This window comes from Bacillus sp. ILBB4 (assembly GCF_035064545.1).
Lineage (GTDB): Bacteria > Bacillota > Bacilli > Bacillales > Bacillaceae_H > Priestia.
Window position 1 is genome coordinate 427,148 of the sequence record NZ_JAIQVD010000004.1, and the last position, 15,992, is coordinate 443,139.

The 15,992-nt window shown below is 38.6% G+C and carries 19 protein-coding genes; 8 read left to right on the forward strand and 11 right to left on the reverse strand.

Annotated elements, in window-relative coordinates:
• Positions 1-8: 8 nt before the first annotated feature.
• The 3 genes from LAV82_RS19275 to LAV82_RS19285 all read right to left on the reverse strand — a co-directional run bounded on the left by LAV82_RS19275 (position 9) and on the right by LAV82_RS19285 (position 1,427).
• The gene (locus LAV82_RS19275; RefSeq protein WP_013056897.1) at positions 9-206 is read right to left on the reverse strand and encodes a hypothetical protein; all 198 of its coding nucleotides are present in this window, start codon (positions 204-206) and stop codon (positions 9-11) included.
• Positions 207-321: 115 nt separating this feature from the next.
• Positions 322-750, reverse strand: a complete 429-nt coding sequence (gene fosB, locus LAV82_RS19280; RefSeq protein WP_263033014.1) for a metallothiol transferase FosB — start codon at positions 748-750, stop codon at positions 322-324.
• Between the two features lie 65 nt (positions 751-815).
• Positions 816-1,427: a LysE/ArgO family amino acid transporter gene (locus LAV82_RS19285; protein WP_499716732.1), complete on the reverse strand. Its 612-nt coding sequence runs from the start codon at positions 1,425-1,427 to the stop codon at positions 816-818.
• Positions 1,428-1,530: 103 nt separating this feature from the next.
• Between LAV82_RS19285 and LAV82_RS19290 the strand changes: the two genes are divergently transcribed.
• Positions 1,531-2,973, forward strand: coding sequence for an aminotransferase-like domain-containing protein (locus LAV82_RS19290; RefSeq protein ID WP_211078729.1), 1,443 nt, complete (start codon positions 1,531-1,533; stop codon positions 2,971-2,973).
• Here LAV82_RS19290 and LAV82_RS19295 read toward each other — a convergent pair.
• From LAV82_RS19295 to LAV82_RS19305, 3 genes are read right to left on the reverse strand one after another with little or no spacing between them, the layout of a single operon-like run.
• A complete protein-coding gene (locus LAV82_RS19295; RefSeq protein ID WP_499716733.1) occupies positions 2,964-4,040 on the reverse strand; it encodes a sensor histidine kinase in 1,077 nt (358 codons plus the stop codon). The genes LAV82_RS19290 and LAV82_RS19295 overlap by 10 nt on opposite strands.
• Complete coding sequence (locus LAV82_RS19300) at positions 4,037-4,717, reverse strand: response regulator transcription factor (protein ID WP_499716734.1); 681 nt, start codon at positions 4,715-4,717, stop codon at positions 4,037-4,039. The genes LAV82_RS19295 and LAV82_RS19300 overlap by 4 nt, the downstream gene beginning before the upstream one ends.
• An 11-nt stretch (positions 4,718-4,728) precedes the next feature.
• Positions 4,729-5,292, reverse strand: a complete 564-nt coding sequence (locus LAV82_RS19305; RefSeq protein WP_057273103.1) for a class I SAM-dependent methyltransferase — start codon at positions 5,290-5,292, stop codon at positions 4,729-4,731.
• A gap of 236 nt (positions 5,293-5,528) precedes the next feature.
• On the opposite strand from LAV82_RS19305, the gene LAV82_RS19310 reads away from it, so the two are divergent.
• Positions 5,529-5,768 (forward strand): hypothetical protein, encoded by a 240-nt coding sequence (locus LAV82_RS19310; protein WP_211078732.1) that lies wholly within the window; start codon positions 5,529-5,531, stop codon positions 5,766-5,768.
• Here the strand turns inward: LAV82_RS19310 and LAV82_RS19315 are convergent.
• Positions 5,743-6,462 carry an SDR family NAD(P)-dependent oxidoreductase gene (locus LAV82_RS19315; protein ID WP_013056891.1) on the reverse strand — a complete coding sequence of 240 codons (720 nt, stop codon included), beginning with the start codon at positions 6,460-6,462 and terminating at the stop codon, positions 5,743-5,745. The two genes, LAV82_RS19310 and LAV82_RS19315, sit on opposite strands and share 26 nt — an antisense overlap.
• A 201-nt stretch (positions 6,463-6,663) precedes the next feature.
• On the opposite strand from LAV82_RS19315, the gene LAV82_RS19320 reads away from it, so the two are divergent.
• Complete coding sequence (locus LAV82_RS19320) at positions 6,664-7,290, forward strand: FMN-dependent NADH-azoreductase (RefSeq protein WP_499716735.1); 627 nt, start codon at positions 6,664-6,666, stop codon at positions 7,288-7,290.
• A gap of 28 nt (positions 7,291-7,318) precedes the next feature.
• Here the strand turns inward: LAV82_RS19320 and LAV82_RS19325 are convergent, their stop codons facing one another.
• Positions 7,319-8,086 carry a TrmB family transcriptional regulator gene (locus tag LAV82_RS19325; RefSeq protein ID WP_499716736.1) on the reverse strand — a complete coding sequence of 256 codons (768 nt, stop codon included), beginning with the start codon at positions 8,084-8,086 and terminating at the stop codon, positions 7,319-7,321.
• A gap of 122 nt (positions 8,087-8,208) precedes the next feature.
• On the opposite strand from LAV82_RS19325, the gene LAV82_RS19330 reads away from it, so the two are divergent.
• The 4 genes from LAV82_RS19330 to LAV82_RS19345 all read left to right on the forward strand — a co-directional run bounded on the left by LAV82_RS19330 (position 8,209) and on the right by LAV82_RS19345 (position 10,863).
• Entirely contained in the window at positions 8,209-8,982 is a 774-nt protein-coding gene (locus LAV82_RS19330; protein WP_251443464.1) for a sulfite exporter TauE/SafE family protein, read from the forward strand.
• 172 nt (positions 8,983-9,154) lie between these two features.
• On the forward strand, positions 9,155-9,502 hold the full coding sequence (locus LAV82_RS19335; RefSeq protein WP_499716737.1) for a hypothetical protein: 348 nt from the start codon (positions 9,155-9,157) through the stop codon (positions 9,500-9,502).
• Between the two features lie 129 nt (positions 9,503-9,631).
• Entirely contained in the window at positions 9,632-9,832 is a 201-nt protein-coding gene (locus LAV82_RS19340) for a hypothetical protein (RefSeq protein WP_499716738.1), read from the forward strand.
• Positions 9,833-9,972: 140 nt separating this feature from the next.
• Complete coding sequence (locus tag LAV82_RS19345) at positions 9,973-10,863, forward strand: PhzF family phenazine biosynthesis isomerase (RefSeq protein ID WP_013083005.1); 891 nt, start codon at positions 9,973-9,975, stop codon at positions 10,861-10,863.
• Positions 10,864-10,902: 39 nt separating this feature from the next.
• Here the strand turns inward: LAV82_RS19345 and LAV82_RS19350 are convergent, their stop codons facing one another.
• From LAV82_RS19350 to LAV82_RS19360, 3 genes are all read right to left on the reverse strand, one after another.
• Positions 10,903-11,181 (reverse strand): hypothetical protein, encoded by a 279-nt coding sequence (locus tag LAV82_RS19350; protein WP_223268911.1) that lies wholly within the window; start codon positions 11,179-11,181, stop codon positions 10,903-10,905.
• A gap of 113 nt (positions 11,182-11,294) precedes the next feature.
• Positions 11,295-12,797 carry an NAD(P)H-hydrate dehydratase gene (locus LAV82_RS19355; RefSeq protein WP_499716739.1) on the reverse strand — a complete coding sequence of 501 codons (1,503 nt, stop codon included), beginning with the start codon at positions 12,795-12,797 and terminating at the stop codon, positions 11,295-11,297.
• A gap of 11 nt (positions 12,798-12,808) precedes the next feature.
• Positions 12,809-13,849 (reverse strand): C45 family autoproteolytic acyltransferase/hydrolase, encoded by a 1,041-nt coding sequence (locus LAV82_RS19360; protein WP_499716740.1) that lies wholly within the window; start codon positions 13,847-13,849, stop codon positions 12,809-12,811.
• A 142-nt stretch (positions 13,850-13,991) separates the two neighbouring features.
• On the opposite strand from LAV82_RS19360, the gene LAV82_RS19365 reads away from it, so the two are divergent.
• Positions 13,992-15,869 (forward strand): terpene cyclase/mutase family protein, encoded by a 1,878-nt coding sequence (locus tag LAV82_RS19365; RefSeq protein ID WP_016763969.1) that lies wholly within the window; start codon positions 13,992-13,994, stop codon positions 15,867-15,869.
• Positions 15,870-15,992 lie beyond the last annotated feature (123 nt).

Below are 15,992 nucleotides of genomic sequence, written 5' to 3' on the forward strand. Positions count from 1 at the left end.
TATTTATATTAGATAACCTTTATTTTTGTTTTAATTGTATAATATGTATCTGCTACTAGTCCTACTGCAAGTCCGCTAATCATCCCGTACGGCAATACGCCAGGTACATTTTGATAAAAAGTTCCGATGAACATTGCAGCTAGTATGCCGAAAAGTACGCCTATTACAATATGCGAACCAAACTTCACCTGTTTTGCGGTATACATTCTTCCTCCTCCTCACTTTTTTTCCATTATATCACAACAGTATCGTTTGTTTAATGATAAATGCAAGAAGAAGGCGAATGTAATAGAATTATAACCTCATGTAACTATTTTAGTACTACTCTTTTAGCGAATAAAACTTCATATGTGGCTTTTCATCTTGGTAATACGCTAAACGGTCTTGGAGCGTACCGGTATGAAATTCAAATTTATGCCCATCTGGATCCGTAAAATAAAGAGATTTTTTGTCTCTCTCGTCACGGCTTCTTCCCGGTAAGATTGTTACATTATGCTGTTTTAACAATTCTTTTGCTTCGTCAAAGCTTTCAATGGCAATAGAAAACGCTAAATGAGTATACGAATACTGAATTTCTGATCTAGGTACATTTTTTTCTTCGTTTAACGCCAGCCACAATCCATTAAGATTAAAATAAGCGGTGGATTTTCCTTTCACTAAAAGTTCCGCTCCTAACACTTTCTGATAAAAGGTGATGGACTGTTCTAAATTTGACACGGAAAAGCACATATGATTAATTCCTTGAATCATTTTTTACCCTCGCTTTCTAGAAAAAAGCATTTTTATATTACATAACTTTCCTTTCAACGTTTATTCTAATGAAAAAGAATGCTTTTTGCCATGTAAAGAGCCACTCCCCAAATCATACATGCAGAAACCTTATTCACCCAAATCATTATTTTCCCATTTGTATCCATTTCCCCTACCACTTTTCCTGCAAAAGCTAAAAATAAAAACCATATCCACGAAACAGATATCGTAACCAGCGTAAAAATCCATTTTTCCTTTCCGCTGTACAGTAGAGAATTTGTTCCGATTACGCCTATAATATCCATCAGCGCGTGGGGATTTAGCAGAGATACAGAAGCAGCAAATAGAATCTGCGCTTTTACCGTCATTCCTTCCTTTAATGACGTTTTCGAAGGTTCGCTCTTCCATGTTACAAAGCCCATATACGCTAAAAAAAGAAAACCTATTCCAAAAATAAGCGTTTGAAAAAACGAAAAAGCAGCAACTACTGCTGAAACTCCCAGCACTGCGACTATAATTAAAATCGTATCACAAACAGAAGCCGTCACCACTACGGGAAGCGCCTGTTTGAACATCCGTTGATTTGCTCCTTGATTAAAAACAAACACATTTTGTACTCCTAAAGGTAAAATCAAACCGAATGCTAACACCAAAGCGTGTATAACCACTGTAAACATGTTACTCTCTCCTTTCTCTTTCATCTTACAATTGACATCCCCTGTTGTCTCCATCCAAGTTTTGATTTATAATACCAACCAAATTACAAAAAGGTGGTCTCACATGAATTGGACTCCAAATCCGGCTGATAAAAAGCCAATGCACAAACAAATTCAAGAGTATATGAAAGAGAAAATTACAAATGGAGAATGGCCTATTGGAACTAAAATTCCTTCGCAGCGCCATTTGGCTGCTGCCTTTTCTGTAAATAGAAGCACAGTGGTAACAGCAACTGAAAACTTAATTGCTGAAGGACTGCTTAGTGGAAACAAAGGTGGTGGAACCAAAGTCATTAACAATACGTGGAGCTTACTAGCAGCATGTTCTCACATGAACTGGAGTTCTTATGTAGAGGCAGGAATATACCAACCAAATTCTTCGACTATCCGCCATATTAACGAAGCTGAATTTCAACGGGGCATTATTCGTTTGGGAACTGGAGAGTTAGCACCTGACCTGCTCCCTTCTGATCAGCTTTCCGAGCTGTTTAGCGGAATGAAACATAGAAGCGTACACTTGGGGTACGAGCACCCAAAAGGTAACGGTGAACTGCGACAAGAGTTAGCGAAGCATGTAAAAAAACGAGGCATTGAAACGTCTCCTTCATCTATTTTAATTGTATCTGGTTCACTTCAAGCGCTTCAATTAATTTCAATCGGCCTGCTGCCTCCAGGTGCCAATATTTTAGCTGAAAAGCCATCTTATCTTTATTCTCTGCCCTTGTTTCAGTCCGCACAAATGAAAATAACGGGCGTTTCATTAGATAAAGAAGGAATTCAATTATCTTCATTAAAAGACCAGCATGAAAAAGAAAAAGGCACAGTCTTATATACGATACCCAACTTTCATAACCCAACCAATGTGACGATGAGCGAACAAAGGCGTCAAGAGCTACTTCATCGGTGTGAAATGATGCATTTGCCTATTATTGAAGATGATGCTTACGGAGAGCTTTGGTTTCATTCACCCCCTCCGCTTTCATTAAAAGCTCAAGATAAAAACGGAATGGTTCTTTATTTAGGAACGCTCTCTAAAACCTTCAGCCCAGGATTTCGAATTGGATGGGTTGTCGGGCCAGAACATGTGATTGAGCGATTGGCCGATCTTAAAATGCAAGTTGACTACGGAGCTAGTTCCTTATCTCAATGGGCTGCTGCTGAAGCTCTTAAGACAGGAATTTATGACAATCACGTTGCCAGCGTACGGTACAAATTAAAAGAAAAATCTCAGAAAGCACAGGCTATTTTAGAGAAGCATTTGGAAAGTCTCGCTACATGGAATGTTCCAAGCGGAGGTTTTTATTTTTGGCTTACGCTGCATAAGCCTGTTTCGATGCGTAAATTATTTAAGCACTGTCTAGATCAAGGCGTCCTTTTAAATCCAGGCGCATTATATGATCATGAAACATCGCAGCATATCAGAATATCCTTTGCTTATGCGACGCTTCCAGAATTTGAATACGGTATTAAAATAGTAGCAAAAAGCCTTAAGAATCTTTACTTATGATTCTCAAGGCTTTCTTGTGTTAGCGGCAGCTTTATAAAAAAAGTGAGCTTATTACGCTGAAGCTCCGCTCGTATATCTCCTTGATGAAGCAGGATGATTTGTTTAGCAATAGCCAGTCCTAAGCCTGAACCATTCGCATCCGTTCTTGATTCATCACCTCGATAAAATCGATCAAATAACTTTTCTACCTCAAGTTTTTTACTGATGTTAATGCTGTTCCTAAAGGAAATAATCAACGAATCCTCATCAATTTCCTGATTCACCTCTAATACGGAAGGCTTTTCGCTGTACTTTTTGGCATTTTCGAGCAAATTTTGAAATACTCTTACCATTTTCTCTACATCAATCAATACAACCGATTCACTAGCAAAACTAGTCTGAACGTCAATGCCTTCTCTTTTTAAAATCGGCTCGTACTCTCCTATCACCTGCTGAAGCAAACGTTTCATATCCACTTCATTTCGTTGAAGCTGAAGATCGGGACTCGTTAATTTTGTATAGTCAAACAACTCTTCAATTAAATCCGTTAAATAATTTGCTTTTGAATCGACAATATATAAATAGCTATCTAATGTTTCATCATCTAAATTTGCTCTTTTTTTAATTAAATCGAGGTACCCCACAATGGAGGTTAGCGGCGTGCGCAGATCGTGAGACACACTGGATATTAGCTCATTTTTTGCTTGTTCGATTTCTCGTTCGCGATTAAATTTTGTACGAAGCTGAGCAGACATTTTGTTAATATTTTGACTTAACTCAGCCAGTTCATCTTTTCCTCGCACATGGATGGTTGCTCCTAAATCTCCATTTGATATTTTTTGAACCTGTTCGGAAATTTCTTTCAGGTAACGAATATGGGAACGAATAAGTACTAAAAAAACAAAAATAAAGACCACAACCGCCATAGAAATAAGCCCAAACGCCAATAGATTATATGCAGAAACATTCATTTTCTCTTCTTGTATATACCTGTTTAAAACAAGCCTAGAAATTAAAATAAAAATTAAATTAGTAGCCAAAAAGCTTATAATGACAGCAAAAAGAAGCTTTACACTTATTCTTCTCATATCCTGTATCCTACGCCCCATATTGTTTTAATATAAATGGGCTTTTTCGGATTATCCTCAATTTTTTCGCGGATTTTTGTAATATGAACCATTACGGTACTATCCGATTTAAGCGCGTCTGCTTGCCAAACGGCTTCATATATTTTCCCCATACTCATCACCGTGCCCTTATGACGTGCAAGCAGCTCTAAAATATTAAACTCTTTTGGCGTTAAGCGAATCTCTTGGCCGCGTACAAAGACGAGTCGGGTGCTGCGGTTAATTTCCAAATCGCCAATTTGAATAATTTCATGCTCAGCACGTTGATTGTATTTTTTATAGCGTCTAATTTGTGATTTAACCCGCGCGATGAGCTCGAGAGGATTAAATGGCTTTGTTAAGTAATCATCTGCGCCTGCTGTTAAGCCAGATATCTTATCCATATCTTCTGACTTAGCTGACAGCATGATAATGGGCATGTTTTTTTCTTCACGTATTTTAAAAGCAGCCTCAATTCCATTCATCTGCGGCATCATAATATCTAATATAATTAAATCTACCTCTTGTTCTTCTAAAAGCGCTAACCCAGATACAGCATTAGAAACTTTCAGCGCTTCAAATCCTTCATTTTCTAAGTAAATAGCAATTAAATTACGAATTTGCTCATCGTCATCCATAATTAAAATTCTGTCTTTCATTTACAAACTCCTTATATCTCATTTTTTTCACATGTAAAAATGTATGCAGGCGGAACATTTCTCCACTCTTTTTCTACTTTAATCTTCGGGAAAAACGTACGAATCAACTCTTTTTTTAAATTCGTATACTGAAACGTAATAAATTTCCCTTCATCAGCTAATACGCTGCGCGTGTTTTGCAGAATACAGTCCGACACTTCAGACGGCAACGAGGCAAAAGGAAGACCTGATAATACGTAATCTATTTTTGTAATACCATACTGTATCAAGTACTTTTGAACATTTTCAGCGGATCCGTTTATCACGTACACATTTTTTTCATTCCTTACTTGTTCCTTTACTTTTTCGTAAAAATGCCGATTATATTCGATAAGAAGCAAAGTTGTACAAGCGCTTCGTCTTCTTATTAATTCACGGGTGAAAGCTCCGGTTCCTGGTCCGTACTCTACTATACAGGCTGCATGTTCAAAATCAATCCCTTTTATCATCTTTTTCGCTAAGTGCTTAGAGCTTGGCAAAAGTGCTCCTACCGTTCGCGGCTGGTGAAAATATTGATACATAAAAGCTAAATTCATTTTCTATTCCTTCTTTCTACTCTTTCTTTCTAGAATAGAAAAAAATCTAAAGAAACGTTAAGTAAATTTCTTAAGAATTCTTAAGAAAACAAAAAGGAGGATGGGACAAACGTATTTTAGTTGAAGGAAGATCCGAACTATGAATTAAAATCCTTTATTGAGAATTAAGTGCATTCGAATTTTTTATGGTGATAGTCAACGTAGGTTTCATGTATGTAGGTGCTTCTAGCTGTTGATTGGAGGGCAAGGCGAAGACGCCTGCCGGAAAAGCGGAACAGATGAGACCCCGCAGGAGCGCATGCGACGAGGAGGCTCATCGGCCGCCCGCGGAAAGCGGAGTCTGGCACGGAGATCAACAGCGGTGTAACACGCGCCATACTGAATTATTTATCCCATTTGTTCGTCTTTGGATTGATGTAGTTAATGTCTCAATTCCTTTTGAAAGAGTATTCAGCGTAAATAACATCCGCTATTAAGATCAAAGGTGGCTCCTGTATAATGTTTTGCTTGAGGGCTTAATAAAAACAGGACCGTATCTGCCACGTCTTGAGGCGTAACAAAGCTTGGAATCAGCTGATGAGCGATGTATTCATTTTTGCGCCACTCTGGAATATTTTTCATCATATCGGTATTTACCATTGTAGGTGCTACCGCATTCACCCGCATATAAGGAGAAAAATTCATCGCACAGCTCTTGGTTAATCCTAATACTGCTGCTTTAGACATTCCATATATAGCATCGGAGCTTCCTTCCATTCCTGACACGGACGATATATTAATAATCGCCCCTTCTGTTTCCTTTTTCATTAATAATTCGCCAAAGTACTTGGAGAAATAAACATATCCTTTAATATTAATATCCATCACAAAATCTATTTCGTTTTCTTCATAATCCAATAAATTTTTTCCTAAATACACGCCTGCATTATTAACTAACCCATACAAATTTTTATCTTTTATTTGATAAAAAAGATCTTTTACATCCTTTCCATTTTTAACATCTACTACATGCGTTTCAATATGGCCCTTTGTATCTTCAGCTAGTTGTCTCAAAGCTTCATCATTAATATCACAAGCAATAACTGAATAGCACTTTGACACACACTCTTTTACAATTTCTTTGCCAATTCCAGAACCTGCACCCGTAACAATTATCCATTTTTCTTTCATCTCGACACCTCTTATTTACTTCTGTTACACATACATACTTGTTATGTAAATATTCAAACATTTATTATACCATTATTTTCTATATAAAAGTTCTTTTCATATGCTCTTTTTCAACTTACTGAACAAAGTGCGTATAGTTTTTTATACGAGTGATAACGATAAGACAGTACATTATTTCAAACAAGAAAGAGATGATAAGAAGTGGCAAAAGTACTTTATATTACAGCTCATCCTCACGATGAGTCTCAATCATTCAGTATGGCAACTGGAAAAGCATTTATCGATGCTTACAAAGAGCACAATTCAAGTGACGAAGTTGTACATATTGACCTTTATAAAGAAAATATCCCTCATATTGATGCGGATGTATTTAGCGGCTGGGGCAAACTTCAGTCTGGCTCTGAACTTTCTTCTCATGAACAGGAAAAGGTCAATCGTCTTGCAGAACTGAGCGAACAGTTTGTAACCGCGGACAAATATGTTTTTGTAACGCCTATGTGGAACTTTTCATTTCCACCGGTTATGAAAGCTTATTTAGACTCTGTAGCCGTAGCCGGTAAGTCATTTAAATACACGGCAGAAGGTCCTGTTGGGCTATTAACGGATAAAAAAGCGCTTCATATTCAAGCGCGCGGAGGCATTTATTCTGAAGGTCCCGCAGCTGATATGGAAATGGGGCATCGTTATATTGGAATTATGATGAATTTCTTCGGAGTACCTTCCTTATCTGGCATTTTTGTCGAAGGGCATAACGCAATGCCAGATAAAGCGCAGGAAATTAAAGAAAAGGGAATAGCCGAAGCCAAAAAACTTGCGCAAACTTTTTAATACAAAAACCCGCATAAAGCGGGTTTTTCTACGCAAAAAAACTTTCTCTTTCCCTTTCGATCCATCTGTCCATTTCCTGATCACTTTTTTCTACAAGTCTGTTAACGAGAATATCATGCCAAATATAGTTTTCAAGTAAATTAATGTTGACTGCGTTATTTGTATAGTAAGCCATTTCTTTATGACCATAAATCATTTCACTGCTGTCAACAGATATAATAAACCAGTTTTGATTCCCAATGTTTTCGGTATAGCTTGTATGACGGTGCCGGTCAAATTCCTCCATCGCTTCATCTTGTTCAAACACAATTCCTTTTAGTGTGACACTCTCCCTTAGCTGTAATAAAAGGGGCTTCAACTCATTATAAATATCGGGCCAAAGCGAGATGACAATTTTATTTTTCGCTTTTAACAATAGCGACTCACAAAAAGCAAGAATCGCTCTTTCCCCTTTCATCGTCATAACCCGGCTTTCTTCTATAGACTCTGCAGTTTCAAGACGTTTAAGCGTTTCGCTAACGTCTTCATACGTTTCGTTCCATTTTTTCTGCAGCGAATGCAAAAAAGCATCGACGGGCAACGACGTGTACCGGGTGCCATCATTACTCTCTTCTTTTAACACCATGCCTTTTTCCTCTAGTGTTTGTAAAATATCGTATACACGCGCTCTTGGCACACCTGAATGTTTACTAATACTATAAGCAGTGGAAGATCCTTTTTTGACAAGCGTCACGTATACTTTTGATTCGTACTGATTAAATCCAAGCGACTGCAGCTGCTGAATAATATTTTCCATAAAGGAAACCTCCCTGTTTTTTAAGTTATTTGAAATTTTTATCATTTACATATTTACAACTGCTTTTTATATAGTTACTATTTAAGTAGTCACTATATATTATGACATGAGGAAGGTGCTTTATGGAAGAATTAAGTTTACAGATTGTTCTTTTGCTTTTACTATTTGGTTTTTTAGCCGCATTCATTGACTCTGTAGTTGGCGGAGGCGGTTTAATTTCAACGCCTGCTCTTTTATTTTTAGGCCTGCCTCCCGCTGCTGCCTTAGCTACAAATAAATTAGCCGGAACGATGGGCGTATTAACGAGTACCATTCGATTTGTAAAATCCGGAAAAGTCGACTTTCGCGTCGTAGGTAAATGGTTTCCTTTTGTATTTATTGGTTCTTTAGGAGGTTCAATCACCGTTCATTTTCTATCCTCTGCTTTTTTGAAACCTGTTATTTTGATTCTCCTTGTTTTAGTTGCTATTTATACAATCTTCAAAAAAAACTGGGGCACCACGTCTACGTATAAGCCGCTGTCTATTAAGAAACTTATTTTCTTTACCGTACTTATTTTTATTATTGGCTTTTACGATGGATTTTTAGGAGCAGGCACAGGTTCATTTATTTTATTTGCTTTTTTATTTATGGGATTTGATTTCCTGCAGTCAGCAGGCAGCGCAAAATTTTTAAATTTCGGCAGTAACTTAGGTGCTTTGCTTGTGTTTTTATATTTCGATTCTGTTGTATTTTCTTACGGATTAATTATGGGGGTTGCGATGATCGCGGGTTCTTTTGTCGGGTCAAATGTCGCTCTATCAAAAGGCGTGACGTACGTCCGAACGCTTTTTATCCTTGTCACTTTAAGCCTTATTAGCAAAAACATATTCGATTATATGAATCAGTACAAATAGATCAATGGTTTCTTTAGAACCATAACAATGAACCTATATATCTATTAGATTAATAAAACCACCTCTTACTATTTTCTTATTTTTGGGTAAATGTGTAAAAAAACACTAAAATTGTTGTATACTGGTCCATATTTTTTACATAATTTAGAAATATTATATAGAGGTGAACATTTTGTTTAAGAAATTCAGGTTTTTATGGTTTATTTTGCTGATCTTTGCACTTATTTTTGTCAAAAATACGTTTTTTTCTTCTTCAGAGAACGCTACTAAGACGCTAGCAACGTCAGATGTTCCAAAAACCGCGGCTACTTTCAAAGAGGGAAACAATCAGCAGGACGGAGTCATTATTCAAAAATATCGCAAACAGCTAGATGCAGCGCAGAAAAAAAACGACGAAAAAGCGACGAAAGAAATACAAGAAAAAATTTATGAAGACGGAAGACAGGCGGCACTAAACTTTTTACCGCGCAATAAATTTCAAAGAACTTTTTTCCAGCCTTCTAAAAAAATCGGCCGATGACATTTATAATTTTCTAATTGCCCAAGTGGGGTTTGGAGGATATGATTCTCTTTATCAAGAAGCAATAGCCGCAAAAAAAAAGCAATAGCCGCAAAAAACGATGCAGCTTCTTCTACTGATGAATTAAATATGAGTGGCATTCAAGCTAAAACCGCTGCACTTACATACGGCACACTAGCACAAAGAGAGCAACTGCTTGTTACAAGTCTTGCCTATGACTTAAGCAGCGTAGGCGTCATTTCTTCCGATACAGCTAAAGATATTGATAAAAAAGCTACTCATATGCTAGAAGTTAGAAAAGAAGGAATAAATGCCGCGATGCAAAAATAGTTTTGCGAAGTGAAAAGCAGCAGGTGAAAACTGCTGTTTTTTTATTCTAACGTTCAGGTATTTCACTATTTTAATAGCCGATCATTTAATAACACTGGTTAAAGCTTTCATACAATGATATAAAAATGGAGGTAATTTCTATGAAAGAAGCGATTGTGTATCAATACGATGCGTTCAGTACGCGCCCTAATAAAGGAAACCCTGCAGGAATTGTGTTTAATGGAGATGATTTTTCAGCTGAAGAAATGCAGATGATTGCTTATCAAGTACAGTTTAACGAAACGGCTTTTATCATGAAGTCTTCCCGCGCTGATTTACGAATTCGATATTTTACACCCGGACAAGAAGCAGATTTGTGCGGTCATGCGACCGTCGCTTCTCTTTATGCTTTATACAGTAAAAACAAACTTCCAAAAACTACATTTACAGTGGAAACAAATGCTGGAATTTTGCCGATGACTGTACAGAATAGAAACGGACAACCTGTTATCACCATGAGTCAAGCTTCTCCGCAGTTTCATCCGTTTTCAGGTTCAAAAGAAAAACTGGCAAAAGCTCTTAATCTTCATATTGATGACCTTGATCAAAGACTTCCTATTGTATATGGAAGTACAGGGAACTGGACGCTTATTGTACCTTTAAAAAATTTAGATGCCTGTAAAAAGATGAAGCCTAATCAAGAAGATTTCCCTCATATTTTAACAGATATGCCAAAAGCATCTATTCATCCCTTTTGTTTTGAAACGATTCACTCAGAAGCTCATATGCACGGAAGACATTTCTCTTCACCATTTTCAGGTACGGTAGAAGACGCCGTAACTGGAACAGCATCAGGCGTAATGGGCGCCTATTATGCGAGATATGTGGACCAGCAAGATAACGGCCGCTGGCAATTTGTCATTGAGCAAGGACAGGAAATAGATAAAGATGGCTTCGTTCATGTAGAAATTACAAAAAAAGAGAATACGTATGGTGTGGTAATCGCAGGAGAAGCTGCCTATGTAACCAAGCAAATCGTTTCTCTTTCCTAATAAAAACGTGTCCGCCTATTTGGCGAACACGTTTTTCGTTTAGTAAATAATAGCCTGTACGCTCATTATTGTAACGGTTAAAATAAGAATCACATTCCCTATAATTAACCACGGCTTTGCGCTTCCTCTTCTACCTTTAATAGCCGTGATTAGTCCAGCAATGGGCAATAAAGCCATAACGATGACCCAAATTTTACGAAGAATGCTGGAATCCAAATAAAAACCAAACTGCATCATCGCAAATAACACGACTGTGATAAGGAAGAAAAGTGTAGGCACAGCTAAATGAATGCCTCTTGGTCTCATTGAGTAGTACACAACATCACTTTCTTTCTATGTAAAATCTTACGTAAAATAACGTTATCATTTACAAAGAGTTTTGACAACTTTTTGAAGGATTTTGTCAACAAATTTTAATAATCTAGAAGAAATTACTTCTCACTCAGCTGCCCTAAGACTGCCGGCAGTGCAGAAATAACGTCGCTTGCTAACATATCCATCATTGTATGCCCCTGATCGAGCAGCACATCCGCTGCTTTTCCGTGAACATATACCGCATTGCTGATTGCTTCTTGAAGAGAATCATGCTGCATAATAAAAGCGAGGATGATCCCTGTTAACGTGTCACCCGTTCCGCCTTTTGCAAGTCCCGCATTTCCAGTGGTATTTACGTATTGTTTTCCGTCAGGTGTTGTAACAATCGTGTTTGGACCTTTTAATACAAGGTACACACCATTTTCTACTGCGTATTGCCTAGCTATTGAAAATCGATTTGCTTCTACTTCGGCGATTGTTGTGTCCACGAGCCTTGCCATTTCTCCCGGATGAGGCGTTAAAATCGTTGCATGTTCTCTTTCTTTTACTTCTTTTTCTAAATGGGGAAGATGAAAAAGAGCATCGGCGTCCACCACAACAGAAACCGGCTGGTGAAGCACTTGTTCGACGACTTTCTTCGTTTCTTTCGTTCTCCCAAGCCCTGGTCCGACTGCAATTGCATCATACTTCCCTTCTTCTAAAGGAATCTCGCCTGCAAAAAATCCATCTTTGCTTGGACATGGTTTATACATCACTTCCAGCATGTGAGCAGCTGCAATAGCATGAATATCGCTCGGAAGCGCAAGCGTTAAAAGTCCCGCTCCGCTTGTGAGCGCTGCTTTTGACGTTAGCATCGGCGCTCCGGGTGTTTGAAGCGAACCTCCTATTACGATTCCTTTTCCATGTGTACCTTTATTAGACGAAGCGTTTCGAATGGGAAAAGATTGTTTAATATGCTGAGTTGACCATACTTCCTTAAGAGATGAACTTTTTTCAATTGCTAGCGGCGGAATACCGATATCTACTACAATCAATTCACCGTAACTGTCTTTACTCGGGTATGTAAATGCCGTGACTTTCGGCTGCTGAAGCGTAATCGTAGCATCTGCACGTACTGTAAGCTCTTGCTTCTGTTCCATTACTCCACTTGGGACATCGATGCTGTATATGTAAGCCTTAGAGTCGTTTATTTTTTTTATAATATCATCGTAAGGAGATTTGATGCTGCCTTTTACTCCTATCCCTAGTAGACAGTCAATAAGCACCATATACTTTTTTACAGAGAAATTATCTCCCGCCGATTGCCACGTGAACCCGGCATTTTCATAGATGATCATTGCTTTTTTAGCCGCGCCTTTTATTTTTTCCCGTGCAGGAACTACCCAGACGTCAACTTCATAGCCTTTTGACTTCAAAGCACGGGCAATAACAAAGCCGTCTCCTCCATTGTTTCCCGTTCCTATAAGCAGCCCTATGTTTTCATGTTTTTCGATTCGCTCACTCAGCGCGTTTGCAGCAGCCTGCCCGGCATTTTCCATAAGGGACTCTTCACTCATCCTAATTGTATTCATCATATAATCATCTACTTGATACATCTCTTGATTCGTTACAATTCTCATTATGCTGCTCCTTACTGAAACGGAAATGGTTCATCTGTATTTACCGTTCCTTTTATTTTCGTTATAGTTAATTGTTCTCCTTTCATCCAATCTTCAAACGAGAAAATGAGAGGCTTTGCTTTTCGTCCAATCCCCACAATGACTTGCAGCGTCTCCGGTACATATGCTACTGTATGAAGCGTTCCAGCAGAATTCCGGTAATCTTCTTTAAAAATACCGTATTCATCTTCATTAAATAAAGAGAAAGCTTCAAGAGGCGATAGCTTTTTTTCAATATGATCTCGAATATGATCGAGCCTTTCCTTTGACTCTACCAAATGATGACGATTTTCTTCGACCAGCTGATTAAAATGGTTCGTACACCCCATCATCGTTCCTCTTTGTACATGAACGCCTCGTCCAGATGCTTCGACTACTGCTCCCTGTCCGCTGCGGTCATAAATGGAATAATTGAACGCATGACGATGCGGTGCTCTTTCTAAAATAGCAATAGCCTCTTCTGTCGTTTCACATGTTTCTAAAATAAACCGAGCGAGCGTACAGCAAATAAATCCATTCGTTTGACGGCGGCGATTAACAAAATGATAGCCAATTGCTAATCCTTTTTCATTCATTCCATCCATTCGCCCAATCATTCTCGTTCCAAATCCGACGCTTGCATATCCTTCATTTGGCTGAAAAAGCAAAAATCGCCCTTCGTACGTTTTAGGATGATAATCATAGTTTCGTACATACACGCCGTGCTGCATAAGAGCCGAACATCCCGTTTTTTTCCACTCTTGCTGATACCCGCTGTACTCATGAATAACGTCTTCAAGAGGCCAATCTAAACCTTCTGCTAAGCCCACTAGCTCATCCCACAGTCCGGGAGCAAATAAGTCGTAATAATGACGAGCTTCTTTTGCTATCGTTTGATAGCTTCGTAATGAACGTTTTCTTCTTTTTTGATGATTTTCAAACAGCTTTGTTCCTTTATGTAATTTCCCTTGCATTTCACCAAGCTCTCGGTAAGAGCCTCGTCCTTGAATGACTTCTACCTGTATTTCTTTCACTTCTATCACTCCAATTTTCCAGTACCTTTATTGTGCAGCAAGCGCTCTATTCTTTGCAACTTTCTCCTCTCATAGAACTCTCTTCCTTTGAATACAGTTATAAAGAAACAGGTCGAAAGATTGAAAAGCATTATCATAAGAGGTGATCATATTGCTAAAGGAAGTTCAGCTAGAGATTCAGCGAAGAATCGCCTATCTGCGCCCAACACAAAAAAATGACGGGTCATTTCGCTACTGTTTTGAAACAGGCGTTATGCCTGATGCGTTTTTAATTATGCTTCTTCGCACCTTTGATTTAGATAAAGAAGTGTTGATTAAACAATTAACCGAACGGATCGTTTCCCTTCAAAATGAAGATGGTCTTTGGACGTTGTTTGATGATGAAGAACATAACTTATCCGCCACTATTCAAGCTTATACAGCTCTTTTATATTCAGGGTATTACCAAAAAAACGACCGAATTTTGCGAAAAGCAGAAAGATATATTATAGATTCAGGAGGCATTTCGCGCGCTCATTTTCTCACAAGATGGATGCTTTCTGTTAACGGTTTATACGAGTGGCCAAAGCTATTTTACCTCCCGCTTTCTCTTTTGCTCGTGCCTACCTATGTACCGCTTAACTTTTATGAATTAAGCACTTATGCCAGAATTCACTTCGTTCCGATGATGGTAGCAGGAAACAAAAAATTTTCACTTACTTCTAGGCATACACCTTCTCTTTCTCATTTAGATGTAAGAGAACAGAAACAGGAATCGGAGGAAACTACTCAAGAATCACGCGCTTCAATTTTTTTAGTCGACCATTTAAAACAGCTGGCTTCTTTACCTTCTTACATCCACAAACTTGGTTATCAAGCAGCCGAGCGTTACATGCTAGAAAGAATTGAAAAAGATGGAACACTCTACAGCTACGCCACCTCTACTTTTTTTATGATTTACGGTCTTTTGGCTCTTGGCTATAAAAAAGATTCATTTGTGATCCAAAAAGCAATTGACGGTATTTGTTCACTACTTAGTACATGCAGCGGCCACGTGCACGTAGAAAACTCCACGTCAACCGTTTGGGATACCGCGCTGCTCTCTTACGCTCTACAGGAAGCAGGTGTACCGCAGCAAGATCCCATGATTAAAGGCACCACTCGCTACTTAAAGAAAAGACAGCATACAAAGCTTGGAGATTGGCAGTTTCATAACCCAAATACAGCACCTGGAGGCTGGGGGTTTTCCGATATTAATACAAATAACCCTGACTTAGACGATACGTCTGCTGCTATCAGAGCTCTTTCTAGAAGAGCGCAAACCGATACAGATTATTTGGAGTCTTGGCAAAGAGGGATTAACTGGCTGCTGTCCATGCAAAACAAAGATGGGGGTTTTGCTGCATTTGAAAAAAATACCGACTCTATTTTATTTACTTATCTGCCGCTTGAAAATGCAAAAGATGCAGCAACGGATCCGGCTACTGCCGATTTAACCGGTCGAGTGCTTGAGTGTCTCGGAAACTTTGCTGGTATGAATAAATCCCACCCTTCGATTAAAGCTGCAGTAAAATGGCTGTTTGATCATCAATTGGATAACGGGAGCTGGTATGGCCGGTGGGGAGTTTGCTATATTTACGGAACGTGGGCCGCTATTACAGGACTCCGTGCTGTAGGGGTTTCTGCTTCTGATCCGCGTATCATCAAAGCTATCAACTGGCTCAAAAGCATTCAACAAGAAGACGGTGGATTCGGAGAATCATGCTATAGCGCTTCTTTAAAAAAATATGTGCCACTATCGTTTAGCACCCCTTCTCAAACGGCTTGGGCTCTCGATGCTTTAATGACAATATGTCCGTTAAAAGATCAATCCGTTGAAAAAGGAATTAAATTTTTACTGAATCCAAATCTTACAGAGCAGCAAACTCATTACCCCACGGGAATTGGTCTTCCTGGACAATTTTATATTCAGTACCACAGCTACAATGATATTTTTCCTCTTCTTGCACTTGCTCACTACGCAAAAAAACATTCTTCGTAAAGAGGCTGGGAGAAAAGTAGTTTAGCTGAAGGAAGATCCGAACGATGAATCGAGATTCTTGCTTGAGAATCCAACTCGTTCGGATTTTTTCATTTGTAGAATGAACGTAGGCTTCATGTATGT

Excerpts from the sequence above, each read along its gene's own strand:
- LAV82_RS19285 (WP_499716732.1), bottom strand. The coding sequence starts at position 1,427 with ATGTTTACAGTGGTTATACACGCTTTGGTGTTAGCATTCGGTTTGATT.
- LAV82_RS19295 (WP_499716733.1), bottom strand. The coding sequence starts at position 4,040 with ATGAGAAGAATAAGTGTAAAGCTTCTTTTTGCTGTCATTATAAGCTTT.
- LAV82_RS19300 (WP_499716734.1), bottom strand. The coding sequence starts at position 4,717 with ATGAAAGACAGAATTTTAATTATGGATGACGATGAGCAAATTCGTAAT.
- LAV82_RS19275 (WP_013056897.1), bottom strand. The coding sequence starts at position 206 with ATGTATACCGCAAAACAGGTGAAGTTTGGTTCGCATATTGTAATAGGC.
- LAV82_RS19325 (WP_499716736.1), bottom strand. The coding sequence starts at position 8,086 with ATGGAAAATATTATTCAGCAGCTGCAGTCGCTTGGATTTAATCAGTAC.
- LAV82_RS19340 (WP_499716738.1), top strand. The coding sequence starts at position 9,632 with ATGAGTGGCATTCAAGCTAAAACCGCTGCACTTACATACGGCACACTA.
- LAV82_RS19315 (WP_013056891.1), bottom strand. The coding sequence starts at position 6,462 with ATGAAAGAAAAATGGATAATTGTTACGGGTGCAGGTTCTGGAATTGGC.
- LAV82_RS19305 (WP_057273103.1), bottom strand. The coding sequence starts at position 5,292 with ATGAATTTAGCTTTTATGTATCAATATTTTCACCAGCCGCGAACGGTA.
- LAV82_RS19290 (WP_211078729.1), top strand. The coding sequence starts at position 1,531 with ATGAATTGGACTCCAAATCCGGCTGATAAAAAGCCAATGCACAAACAA.
- fosB (WP_263033014.1), bottom strand. The coding sequence starts at position 750 with ATGATTCAAGGAATTAATCATATGTGCTTTTCCGTGTCAAATTTAGAA.
- LAV82_RS19345 (WP_013083005.1), top strand. The coding sequence starts at position 9,973 with ATGAAAGAAGCGATTGTGTATCAATACGATGCGTTCAGTACGCGCCCT.
- LAV82_RS19355 (WP_499716739.1), bottom strand. The coding sequence starts at position 12,797 with ATGAGAATTGTAACGAATCAAGAGATGTATCAAGTAGATGATTATATG.
- LAV82_RS19330 (WP_251443464.1), top strand. The coding sequence starts at position 8,209 with ATGGAAGAATTAAGTTTACAGATTGTTCTTTTGCTTTTACTATTTGGT.